At 74.1% G+C, this 11748-nt stretch carries 11 protein-coding genes; 4 read left to right on the forward strand and 7 right to left on the reverse strand.

Going from position 1 to position 11748, the window contains the following annotated elements:
* Nucleotides 1-29 precede the first annotated feature (29 nt).
* Genes OG767_RS14670 through OG767_RS14690 form a run of 5 tightly spaced genes read right to left on the reverse strand, consistent with a single transcriptional unit; the run spans nt 30 to nt 4502 of the window.
* Complete coding sequence (locus OG767_RS14670) at nt 30-632, reverse strand: class I SAM-dependent methyltransferase (protein WP_405093906.1); 603 nt, start codon at nt 630-632, stop codon at nt 30-32.
* Nucleotides 633-655: 23 nt separating this feature from the next.
* Entirely contained in the window at nt 656-1258 is a 603-nt protein-coding gene (locus OG767_RS14675; RefSeq protein WP_405093907.1) for a phosphatase PAP2 family protein, read from the reverse strand.
* 30 nt (nt 1259-1288) lie between these two features.
* Complete coding sequence (locus tag OG767_RS14680) at nt 1289-2155, reverse strand: carbohydrate ABC transporter permease (RefSeq protein ID WP_405093908.1); 867 nt, start codon at nt 2153-2155, stop codon at nt 1289-1291.
* Complete coding sequence (locus OG767_RS14685) at nt 2155-3114, reverse strand: carbohydrate ABC transporter permease (RefSeq protein WP_405093909.1); 960 nt, start codon at nt 3112-3114, stop codon at nt 2155-2157. The genes OG767_RS14680 and OG767_RS14685 overlap by 1 nt, the downstream gene beginning before the upstream one ends.
* Nucleotides 3111-4502: an ABC transporter substrate-binding protein gene (locus OG767_RS14690; RefSeq protein WP_405093910.1), complete on the reverse strand. Its 1392-nt coding sequence runs from the start codon at nt 4500-4502 to the stop codon at nt 3111-3113. Before OG767_RS14690 ends, OG767_RS14685 begins: the two co-directional genes overlap by 4 nt.
* Before the next feature lie 122 nt (nt 4503-4624).
* Between OG767_RS14690 and OG767_RS14695 the strand changes: the two genes are divergently transcribed.
* From OG767_RS14695 to OG767_RS14705, 3 genes are read left to right on the forward strand one after another with little or no spacing between them, the layout of a single operon-like run.
* Nucleotides 4625-5662, forward strand: a complete 1038-nt coding sequence (locus OG767_RS14695) for a zinc-binding dehydrogenase (RefSeq protein WP_405093911.1) — start codon at nt 4625-4627, stop codon at nt 5660-5662.
* Nucleotide 5663: 1 nt separating this feature from the next.
* Nucleotides 5664-6482 carry a sugar phosphate isomerase/epimerase family protein gene (locus tag OG767_RS14700; RefSeq protein ID WP_405093912.1) on the forward strand — a complete coding sequence of 273 codons (819 nt, stop codon included), beginning with the start codon at nt 5664-5666 and terminating at the stop codon, nt 6480-6482.
* Nucleotides 6479-7822 carry an MGH1-like glycoside hydrolase domain-containing protein gene (locus OG767_RS14705; RefSeq protein WP_405093913.1) on the forward strand — a complete coding sequence of 448 codons (1344 nt, stop codon included), beginning with the start codon at nt 6479-6481 and terminating at the stop codon, nt 7820-7822. Before OG767_RS14700 ends, OG767_RS14705 begins: the two co-directional genes overlap by 4 nt.
* A 30-nt stretch (nt 7823-7852) precedes the next feature.
* On the opposite strand, the gene OG767_RS14710 is transcribed toward OG767_RS14705, so the two are convergent.
* Entirely contained in the window at nt 7853-8557 is a 705-nt protein-coding gene (locus OG767_RS14710) for a CBS domain-containing protein (protein ID WP_405093914.1), read from the reverse strand.
* A 167-nt stretch (nt 8558-8724) separates the two neighbouring features.
* Nucleotides 8725-10869 carry a molybdopterin-dependent oxidoreductase gene (locus OG767_RS14715; RefSeq protein WP_405093915.1) on the reverse strand — a complete coding sequence of 715 codons (2145 nt, stop codon included), beginning with the start codon at nt 10867-10869 and terminating at the stop codon, nt 8725-8727.
* Between the two features lie 224 nt (nt 10870-11093).
* Here OG767_RS14715 and OG767_RS14720 point away from each other — a divergent pair, with 224 nt between their 5' ends.
* Nucleotides 11094-11486, forward strand: coding sequence for a DUF2267 domain-containing protein (locus OG767_RS14720; protein WP_405093916.1), 393 nt, complete (start codon nt 11094-11096; stop codon nt 11484-11486).
* Nucleotides 11487-11748: the final 262 nt, after the last annotated feature.

Here is an 11748-nt window from a genome sequence, read left to right on the forward strand (position 1 = left end):
CCGGTGCGGTCCGGGCCGGGCGGGCCGGCTCAGGCCGGGCGGCGCAGCACGGTCACCGCGAACCCGGCGTCGTCCTGCCAGGGGCGCAGGTCCCAGGTGGCGAAGCGGTGCTCCCGGCGCAGGCCGGCAGTGACCGCGTCGGCGTCCAGCTCGGCGACCGGGTAACCCCGGTCGGTGCCGAAGCCGACCACCACCACGCCGTCGGGACGCACGTGCGCGGCGATCCGGGCCAGCACGGCGCGCTCGGTGCCGGGGGCGACGAAGGTCATCACGTTGCCGGCCACCACGGCCGCGTCGAACGGCTCGGGCTCGCCCTGTGCGGGCAGGTCCAGCTCGGCCAGGTCGGCGACCAGGAACCGGGGACCGGGGTGGTCGGCGCGGGCGGCCTCGACAAGCGTCGGGTCGGCGTCGACACCGACGACGGTGTGGCCGCGGTCGGCCAGCACGGCGGCGACCCGGCCGGTGCCGCAGCCGGCGTCGAGGATCCGCGCGCCGGGTGGCACCAACGCGTCCACCAGGCGGGCCTCGCCGGCCAGGTCCGCCCCCTCGGCGGCGAGGCGGCGGAACCGGTCGACGTACCACTGCGAGTGGCCGGGCTTGGTGTCGGTCACCCAGCGGGTCGGCTTGCTCATGGGCCAACCGTAACTGATCTTGTTCAGGTCAGCGCGAGGAACGTGGCGGCGGCCAGCGGCGCGCCGAGCGCGGCGCCGGCCAGCACCTGCGGCCCGGTGTGGTCACGCAGCCGCACCCGGGACCAGCCGACCGCCGCCGCCAGCGGCCAGCCCAGGTGCGCCACCGGCCCGAGCAGCAGCACGAGCACGGTCACCGTGGCGGCGGCCACCGCCGCGTGGATGCTCAGCTTCCACCAGTGGTTGACGAGCGTGCAGGCCGCGCCCACCACGAAGATGACCACGAGCACCGCGAACAGTTCGGCAGGCGCGTCCAGCGCCGCCAGCAGCAGCAACCCGACCGCCACCGAGGCCAGACCGATCGACAGCGGCCGGGCCCGCTGCCGGTGGTCGCCGACGTGCCGGTCGGTGAGCCGACCCCGGCGTACGCCGTGGACGATCACCCCGACCGGGATGATCGCGCAGCACAGCAGCGCGGTGCCGCCCCAGAGCAGGAACTGGGCCGGGGAGCGGCTGACCCGGGCGGCGGCCACCAGCGGCAACGCGGTCACCAGGACGCCCGGTGCGAACACCTCGGTGAGCAGCCGGGCCAGCCGCGCGCCGGCCGGGCGCTCCCGTGGTGATCGCACCGGGTCATCCTGGCATGCCGCCGCCCCGGCTCAGCCCTTCTCGGCCCCACTGGTGAGGCCCTCGGTGAGCAGCCGTTCGCCGGCGAAGAAGAGCACCACGATCGGCAGGGTGAGGATGACCGAGCCGGCCATCAGCACCGTCTTGGGCACCTCGACGCCGTCGGCGAGCAACGACAGCCCCAACGAGACGGTCCACCGGTCCGGCCGGTCGACCAGGAACAGCAGCGCGAACAGGAACTCGTTCCAGGCGATCATGAAGTCGTAGAGCGCGACCGCCATCACCGACGGCGCGGCGAGCGGCAGACTGACCCGGCGGATGATGCCGAGCCGGCCGGCGCCGTCGATCGCCGCGGACTCCTCCAGGCTGACCGGGATGGTCTCGAAGTAGTTCTTGAGCATGTAGACCGAGACCGGCAGCGTCTGCGAGATGTAGACGAGCACCAGCCCGAACAACGACCCCCGCAGCCCGGCGCGGCTGAAGACCACGAACAGCGGGATCGCGATGACGATCGACGGGAACAGGTAGACCGCCAGGAACAACGCGCTGACCTGCCGGCGGCCGAAGAACCGCAGCCGGGAGACCGCGTACGCGCCGGGGATGGCGACCACCAGCGTGAGCGCGGTCGCGGCCAGCGCTACCAGGCCGCTGTTGCGGATGAACGTGAGGAAGCCCTGGCCGCCGCTCTCCACCGACTTCAACACCTCGGCGTACGTGGCGACGGTCAGCTCGCCGAACGGCACCCAGAGCGAGCCGGGGTCGAGCAGCAGGCGCTCGATCGGGCGTACCGACAGCACCAGCATGTACCAGAACGGCAGCAGCGTGACCAGCAGGAAGCCGGCGATCACCAGCCGGCGAAGCCAGCGCAGGCTGACCGTCTCGATCCGGTCCCGGTCCATCACGCCTCCCGTTTCGCGCCGAAGAAGCGCAGGTAGATGGCCACGAACACGAGCAGCACCACGGCCAGTACGACCGCCTGGGCGGCGGCGGCGCCGATGTCGGTACGCGCGGTGAGGAACTGGTAGACCCGGACGCTTACCACCTCGGTGCCGGCCGAGCCGCCGGTCAGCAGGTAGACGTCGTCGAACTTGTTGAACGTCATGATGAACCGCAGCACGCCGAGCAGCGCGATCACGGGCATGAGCTGCGGTAGCAGGATGTGCCGGAAGCGCTGGGTCGGGGTGGCGCCGTCGACCCGGGCGGCCTCCTCCAGCTCCGCCGGCACGGCCTGGAGCCGGGCCAGCAGGAACAGGAACGCGAACGGGAAGTAGCGCCACGCTTCGAACGCGATCACCGTCCACAGCGCGGTGGACTCCTGGGACAGGAACGCCACCGGGGCGTCCCAGCCGAGGAAGCGCCGTCCCCAGTCGTTGACGATGCCGAGCTGCGGGTCGAGCATCACCTGCCAGACGAACGTCATGGCGACCACCGGCGCCACGTACGGCAGCAGCATCGACGCGCGCACCAACGTACGGCCCCGGAACGGCCCCCGGACGGCGAGCGCCGCGACCAGGCCGACCACTATCGAGCCGGCGGTGCCGCCGACGCTGTAGACCACCGTGGTCCAGAGCGTGTCGGCGAACCCCGGGGTGTGCAGCGCCCGGTCGATGTTGTCCAGCGTCAGCTCGCCGAACAGGCCGGTCTTGCGCAGCGTCGCCAGGCGTACCCGCTGGAAGGCCAGCACCACGGTCCAGACGATGGGTATGCCGATCACCGCGAGCACGACGAGCAGCGTCGGCGCGACCAGCGCGAGCCCGGCGCGGGACTCCCGGCGGCGCAGCGTCAGCGGGCGGCGGCCGGGCCGGCGGGGCCGCTGCGGGCTGGGGGAGCGGCCGGCCTCCGGCGCGACGGTGGTCAATTGACACCCTTGGCGATGGCCTCGACGTCCTTCTTGGCGCGCTCGGCGGCGGCCCGGGCGTCGGACTTGCCGCCGACCACGTCCGCGAGCGCCTTCGGCACCGGCAGCTCGCCGAGGATGGCGCCGACCAGCTTGCCCTGACCCTGGGTCAACCCCCAGCGCTGGAACGTGTCCGGGCTCTTGCGCAGCGTGGCCAGCACGTCGTCGCCGTAGACGTCGGAGAGCGGCTTCCTGGTGTCCACCCCGGCCGGGCTGGTGTTCCACAGCGTGCGGAACTTCTGCTTGTCCTCCGGCGTCCCGGTGCGCACCGGGAACCGCCCCTCGGGGGACATGCCGAACCAGCGCGGGTAACCGTCGGAGAGCATGTACTCCACGAAGGACGTCGCCGGGTCGGCCGCGCCGTCGAGCACCGCCCAGGAGCTGACCTCGCCGTACTGGGCCGGCTCGGTGCCGTTCGGGCCCTTGATCGCGGTGACGAAGCCGCTGTTCTTCGCCAGCCACGCCGGGTCGGACTGGCACTGCGGGCAGGTGGGCCGCGCGTCGTCGCGCAGGCCGGCCAGCTCGTCGAGGACGAACGGCGACCAGATCAGCATGGCCGCCCTGCCGGCGAAGTAGGTGGCCCGGGTGGTGTCGACGTCCTGCGCGCCCTTGACCGAGTTGTTCCGCATCAGGTCGCCGTAGAACCGGAACGCCTCCACGCACTCCGGCGAGTCGAGCGTGACCTTGCCGGCGTCGTCGGTGAGCTGGCAGTTGTTGGCCAGCGCGAGGTGCTCGAAGGTCTGCTGGGTGAACACGTCGCCGGGGGCGGTCGCCGCGGTGATGCCGGCGACGCCGCCGGTGTTCAGCTTCGCCGCGGCGGCGGCGATCTTCTCGTACGTGTCGGGGGCGGGCAGGCCGGCGGCGTCGAACAGGTCCTTGCGGTAGACGAGCAGTTGGCCCCAGCCGTCGCTGGGCACCGCGAGCTGGGTGCCGCCGTCGCTGGTCAGCTCCAGCGCCCGGGGGGAGAACGTGTCCCGCCCGAGCTTGTCCACCACGGCCTTGTTGGCGTCCGGCTCCAGCAGCTCGTTGGCGGCGAGCGTGCGGACGCCGGCGAGCGACACCGAGCCGACCACGTCGGGCAGGTCGCCGGCGGCGGCGCTGGACGCGATCAGTGACGGGAACTGGTCCTCGTTGACGGTGACCAGGTTGACCTTCACGCCGGTCCTCGCGGTGTAGTCGGCGATGATCGCCTTGGTGGCGGTGACCCGGTCGGCCACGTCCTCCAGGCTCCAGACGGTGATCTGGGAACTGTCGGATTTCTGCTCGTCGTCGCTGCAGGCGGTCGTGCCGACCCCGGCCAGTGCCAGGATCAGGCTCGAAGCGAGCAGCCGTGTGGAGGGTGATGGCATCGGCGGCACTCCTTCTCGAAAATACACGGCACGCCATCAATACCCGCAGATTCATCAATCTAATCACATATGCCCATTTTTTGGGTTAGGATTGAGGCCGGCACTTTCCTCGGAGCGACGCCATGGCCAACTGGGTTGTCTCGCTCGCCGGGCCCCGGAGCATCCGCCTGGAGCCCTGCCCCCCGGACCGGCTCGGCCCGGGTCAGGTCCGCGTCCGCACCTGCTACTCCGGCATCTCCGCCGGCACCGAGCTGACCCTCTACCGGGGCAGCAACCCCCGGCTCCACAAGGACTGGGACGCCACCGCCCGGATGTTCGTGCCCCGGCAGGCCGCGCCCGCGTACCCGGTGGTCGGCTTCGGCTACGAGGAGGTCGGCGAGATCGTCGAGGTCGCCCCGGACGTCGCCGACCGCCTCGCCGGCCAGCTCGTCTGGGGCATCTGGGGGCACCGCGCGGAGGCCGTGCTCGCCGCCGCCGCGACGCACCCGCTCGCCCCCGGCCTCGACCCGCTCGCCGCCGTCTTCGCCCGTCCCGGGGCCATCGCGCTGACCGCGGTGCTCGCCGGTGACCTGCACCTCGGCGACTGGGTCGGCGTCTTCGGCCAGGGCGTGATCGGGCTGCTCGGCACCCGGCTCGCGGTGCTGTCCGGCAGCCGGGTGGTGGCCGTCGACCGGGTGCCCGGACGACTCGCGCACGCCACCCGCCTCGGCGCCCGCCGGGTCGTCGACGCCGCCGGCGACTCGGCCGCCGCCGCGCTGCGGGCGGCCACCGACGGTCGCGGCGCCGACGTCTGCCTGGAGCTGTCCGGCGCGTACCCGGCGCTGCACGAGGCGATCCGGGCCACCGCGCACGCCGGCCGCGTCGTCGCCGCCGGCTTCTACCAGGGGTACGCCCACGGGCTGGAACTCGGCGAGGAGTTCCACCACAACCGGATCCAGCTGGTGGCCGCCCAGGTCTCCGGCCCCGACCCGGCCCCCGGCACGGCCGGCCGGTGGTCCGGGACGCGGATCGCGCACACCTTCATGGACCTGGTGGCGGAGGGCAGCGTCGACCCGCTGCCGCTGGTGAGCCACGTCGTCGACGCGGGCGCGGTGGCCGACGCGCTGGCGTTGCTCGACCGCGGTGACGGTGACGTCCTCCAAGTGGTGCTGAGGTTCTGACATGGACATCCCACTGGCCTGCCAGGAGCAGTTGCTCCCCGGCGCCGACCTGATCGACAAGTACGCCCTCGCCGTCTCCCTCGGCTACCGGGGCATCGAGCTGCGCGGGCGGGGGGAGCTGGCGTTCGCCAGGCGGCTGCCGGAGCTGCGCCGGGCCCGCGCCGCCGGGGTGGTGACGCCGACCGTCTGCGTCGAGATGGACCACTTCATCGGCGACTTCGACCCGGCCCGCTCCCGGGACGCGGTGCGCAACCTGCGCTCCCAGCTCTCCGTGATCGCCGAGCTGGGCGGCGTCGGCGCGATGACGCCGGCCGCCTGGGGCATGTTCTCCCGCCGGCTGCCGCCGCACGAGCCGCCCCGGTCGCCCGAGGCCGACCGGCGGGTGCTCGTCGACGCCCTGGGCGAACTGGGCGAGCACGCCCGGTCCGAGGGGGTCACCCTGTTCCTGGAACCGCTCAACCGGTACGAGGACCACATGGTCAACCGGCTCGACCAGGCGGTCGACCTGTGCCGTGCGGTCGGGTCGCCAGCGGTCCGAGTGGTCGCCGACACCTACCACATGAACATCGAGGAGGACGACCCGTGCGCCGCGCTGCGCGCCGCCGCGCCGTACCTCGGGCACGTGCAGGTCAGCGACTCCAACCGGCACCAGCCCGGCGCCGGGCACCTGGACTGGGCCGCGCTGCGGGACACGCTCGCCGGGATCGGCTACCCCGGCTGGCTGGCGCTGGAGTGCCGGCTGCGCGGTGAGCCGGTCGCCGCGCTGCGCCAGGCCGCCGCCGTGCTGACCTCCACCCGGCCCCGGCGGGCCGCCGCGTGACCGGCAGCCTGGCGGCCGGCGTACGGGCCGGCGCGGAACGGGACGCCCGACTGCGTCGGCTCGCGCTGGCCACGTTGGACGCCAACTGGGAACACGACCACACCGTCCCGTCCCGCACGCTCTACCCGCACCAGTGGAGCTGGGACTCGGCGTTCATCGCGGTCGGGCTGGCGCACGTGCGACCGGACCGGGCCTGGCGCGAGCTGCGTACGCTGTTCGCCGCCCAGTGGGTCGACGGGCGGGTGCCGCACATCGTGTTCAACCCGGCGCCGCACCTCGGCCCGTACTTCCCCGGGCCGACGTTCTGGGACTCGGCGTGCGCCGACGGCGCGCCGTCGGTGGCCACCTCCGGCATCGTCCAGCCACCGGTGCACGCGCCGGCCGCCTGGCTGGTGCACCGCCGCGCCCCCTCCGAGGCGTCGGTGGCCGCGCTGCGCCGGCTCTATCCCCGGCTGGTCGCCCAGCAGCGCTACCTGACCGGGCGGCGGGACGTCGGCGGCGGCGGCCTGGCCGCCATCGTGCACCCGTGGGAGTCCGGCCTGGACAACAGCCCCGCCTGGGACACCCCGCTGGCCGCGGTGCCGGCCGACGAGGCGGTGATGCGCGCGTACCGCCGGCACGACACCGCGCACGCCGACGCCACGCACCGGCCCACCGACCTGGACTACGCGCGGTACGTCGCGCTCGTGGACAGCTACCGGGCCGGCCGCTACCGGGACGAAGGGCTGCTCGGGCGGCACCCGTTCCTGGTGGAGTGCCCGCTGGTCAACGCCGCGCTCGGGGTCGCCGAGTACGCGCTGGCCCGGATCGCGACGGTCATCGGCGCCGACCCGTGCCCGCACCGGGACCGGGCCGCCCGCCTCACCGAGGCGCTGGTGAACCGCCTCTGGGACCCGGTCACCGGCACGTTCCGGCCGCGTGACGTCCGCACCGACCGGCTCGTCGGCCCGCGTACCGTGCTCGGGCTGCTGCCCCTGGCCCTGCCCGACCTGCCGGAACCGCAGGTGCGGGCCGTGCTGGCCGAGGCGTGCTCGTCCCGGTTCGGCCTGGCGGCCCGGATGGACCGGCCGCTGCCCACCTACGACCGCACCGCGGCGGGCTTCGAACCGCTGCGGTACTGGCGCGGGCCGAGCTGGGTGAACACCGGCTGGCTGCTCTGGCAGGGCCTGCGGACCCACCGCCGGGCCGACCTGGCCGCCGGGCTGCGGGAATCCCTGCTCGACCTGGTCGACGGCGCCGGCTGCCACGAGTACTTCCACCCGGACACCGGCGCCGGCCTCGGCTCGCCGGCGTTCAGTTGGACCGCCGCGCTGGTGCTGGACGTGCTCGCCGAGGGCTGACCCGCCCCGGTCCGGCCGCCGGCCCGGTGGTCAGGCGATGCCGGCCGGCATGCCGCCGCCGAGCCGCAGCGCCGACATCGGCGCGTCGTCGGTCGCGTAGCCGAGCGCGTCGACCACCTCGACCACGCCGCTGACCTGCCGGGTCAACCGCAGCGCCAGGTGCACCGTGGACCAGCGCTCCACCTGCCCGGTGAGCGTCACCACGCCGCCGTGCACGGCCACGTCCACCACGCCGTCGCGCACGCCGAGCGTGCGGCGCAGCACCTCGTCGACCACGTCCCGCCGGATGTCCGCATCCGGGCGCAGGTGCACCTTGAGCAGGTCGCCGCGGGTCACGATGCCGACCAGCCGGCCCAGGTCGTCGACCACCGGCAGTCGCTTGACGCCGCGCGTGTCCATCAGCCGGGCCGCCTCGACGAGCGTGGCGTCCGGCGCGACGGTGACCGGGGGAGCGGTCATCAGGTCGGCCGCGAGCGTCGCGCCGGCCTTCGCCCGCGCCTCCCGGCGGTGCCGGTCGGGCCGGAGCCGCCGTTCGTGGGGCTGTCCGGACAGCTCCACCTTGTACATCAGGTCCGCCTCGGAGACCACCCCGAGGACCCGCCGGCCGCCGTCCACCACCGGCGCCGCCGTGACGTGCCGGTCGGTCAGCAGGTCGACGATCTCCCGGTACGCCGTGCCCTCCCGTACCGTCGCCACGTCGGTGGTCATCACGTCCTGCACCTGCCACGTCCGCATGTCGACCTCCCGGTGTCCGCGACGCCGCGCTCCGGCGCCTCCGGCAGCTCCCGCTCGGCGCGTCTGACGCCGCGCCACGACCTGGCGCTACCGTCTCCGACGTTAGGCGGCGGTGGCCGCGACGAGCAGGGGCGCACGGACCCGCCGACCGGGCCGTAGGTCCCGGCTCAGCCGAGGGGCGCGGCGGCGCCGGCGTCCGTGGCCGGCCCGGTGGCCGGGTCGACGGCCGGGTCGACGGGCGGGTCGGTGGTCAGCAGGTCGGCCGGCACCGGCTCCACCTCGACCCGGCAGTCGTGGAACGTGGGCGCCCCACCCAGGTCGGCGTCGCGGACCGCGGTCACCGCGTTCACGGTGGACCGACCGGGGCTCAGCCGCGCCCAGTACGCCTTGTAGGTGAACGCCAACCCGGGCCGGGTCGCCTCGTCCACCGCGACCGCGGCCAGGAACGCGCCCCGGTCGTTGTGGACCCGCACCGCGTCGCCGTCGGCCAGGCCGCGCGCCACCGCGTCGGCCGGGTGCAGGTGCACCCGGGGCGGGCCGGCCTGACGGGCATGCCAGGGCAGCGAGGCGAACGTGGAGTTCATCAGGTAGCGGCCGGCCGGGGCGAGCAGCACCAGCGGGAAGCGCCGGGCCAGCGCCGGGTCGGCGGCCTCGACCGGTGGGGTGTAGCCGGGCAGCGGGTCCACCCCGAGCCGGGCCAGGGCCGGGTCGTGCAGCCGGGCCCGCCCGTCCGGGGTGGGGAAGCCACCGTCGGCGAACGGCGCGGTGCCGACCGGCACGCCGGTGAGCCGGGCGTACGTGCGGTCGCGTAACTCCTCGAACCCGATCGGCGAACCGGACAGCAACTGCCGGGCCAGGTCCTCGTCGCTGTCCCGGAACGCCGGGTGGTCGATGCCGAGCGCCGCGGCGATGCGCCGAAAGATCTCGGTGTTCGGCAGCGCCTCGCCGGGCGCCCGGGTGACCGGCAGGTTCAGCGTCGTGTAGTGGTGCCCGTAGGAGGTCTGGAGATCGAGGTGTTCGGGCTGCATGGTGGCCGGGAGCACCACGTCGGCGTGGTCGCAGGTGTCGGTCCAGCGCTGCTCCAGCACCACGGTGAACAGGTCGGCGCGGCGCAGGCCGGCGAGTAGCCGGGTCTGGTCCGGCGCGGTGGCCGCCGGGTTGGCGTTGAACACCACCAGCGAGGTCACCGGCGGGTCGGCCTCCCCGGTGAGCACGGCGGCGAGGCGGCTCATGTTCACCGACCGGGCCGGCGGGGCCGGCATGCCGGCGGGGCGGATCACCGGGCCGTTGTCGACCGGGTGGTGCCCGCTGGTGGTCACCAGCGCGCCGCCGCCGGCGTACCGGAAGTCGCCGGTGACCAGCGGCAGCGCGCAGATCGCCCGGATCGCTTGGCCGGCGCCGGCGTGCCGTTGCAGGCCGAGGCCGGCGCGTACGGCGGTGGGCCGGGTGGTGGCGATCCGCTCGCCGAGCCGGCGCACCGTCTCCGCGGGCAGCCCGCACTCGGCGGCGGCGCGTTCCACCGGCCACTCGTCGAGCCGGGCGGACAGCTCGGGCCAGCCGACGGTGTGCGCGGCCAGCCACGGCTCGTCGGCCGCCCCGGCGTCGCGGACGTGCCGCATCAGCCCGAGCGCGAGCGCCGCGTCGGTGCCGGGCAGCGGCGCGACGTGCTCGTCGCTGCGGGCGGCGGTCTCGGTGCGCAGCGGGTCGATCGTCACCAGGTACGCGCCGCGCTCGCGGGCCTGCTGCACGAACGGCCACAGGTGCAGGTTGGTGGCGAGCGGGTTGGCGCCCCACAGCACGATCAGCCGGGCGTCGACGATCGACTCCGGCTCGAAGCCCACCGCGCGGCCGTAGACGGACCGGGTGGCCGCGTTCGCCGCCGCCGTGCAGATCGTGGTGTCCAACCGGGACGCCCCGAGGTACGCGAACAGCCGCGGCCCCATCGTCCAGCCCTGGACCAGCCCCATCGTGCCGGCGAAGTAGTAGGGCAGCACCGACTCCGGCCCGTCGCGTTCGATGCTGGCCCGCAGCCCGGCCGCCACCCGTTCCAGCGCCTCCGCCCAGCTCGCCGGCCGGTAGGCGACCGGACCGACGCCCTTGGGGCCGGTGCGGATCCAGGGGGTGGTCAGTCGGTCCGGGCCGTTGACCGCGTCGAGGTAGCGGTTGACCTTGCCGCAGAGCGCGCCCCGGGTGAACGGGTGGTCGCGGTCGCCACGCAGCGCGACGGCCCGACCCTCCTCTACGGTGAGCTGCCAGACGCAGGTGTCGGGACAGTCCAGGGGACAGGCGCCGGGATGGGTGACGGTGGCCATGCGCGGATGCTACCCACCCCGCCCTCCCCGCCCCTCTCCTCGCTGATCCTGCAGTTGCTGCCCGCGAGACGTCGGATCGGTCGCTTTTGCCGGGGCGGCAAGTGCAAGATCGCGGGCGGGGTCGGGGCGGGGGCGTTTGGTGGAGGTGGGGGTGGGTACTCGCGGGGGCCGGCGGGGCGGGGGGTTCCCGGGATGTCGGCGACCGGCTGCCAGGGGAGGGCGGGATGCGGTTTCCGCTGTTCGTCGACGCGGTGGCGCGTCGTGCCGAGCTGCCCACCGACGACGCGGCGACGATCTCCCGCGCGGTGTTGCAGACCCTCGCCGAGCGGATCACCGCCGACGAGTCGGCCGACCTGGCCGCCCAGCTCCCCGACGACGTCGGCGGCTACCTCGCGACGACCGGGCCGCCGGCGACCGGGGCCGCGGTGGACTTCCTCTACCGGGTGGCCGACCGGGCCGCGGTGGACCCGGCGCTGGCCGAGGTGGGGACGCGGGCGGTGCTCGCCACGCTTCGGGAGACGGTCACGGTCGGCGAGTTCCAGGATCTGGTGGCGCAGCTACCCCGGGGGTTCGACGCGATGGTGGACCCGCTTCCGCGTCCGCCGTACGATGTCTGAGCAGGGCTCCCCGCGACCCGGGTCGAGCTGCGGCGCGGCCGCCCATGAGGCGAAGATTTCACCGCTCAGAAGTACTTTCACCGTAAAATAACTCGCGAGTAGCCATCTACGCTGAAAATCGTCTACGCGCTAGAGGGATGATCGGACGAATTCCTCCGTCCCAGGTACCAGGGGTCGTCCCCCCTTCGGCTCGACCCGGATCGATCCTCTTCCGGTCGAGAGATTGAGCTTTATTCTGCTTCCAATGTGAAGTCCTGGGGGG

This window comes from Micromonospora sp. NBC_01392, assembly GCF_045040125.1.
GTDB lineage: Bacteria > Actinomycetota > Actinomycetes > Mycobacteriales > Micromonosporaceae > Micromonospora.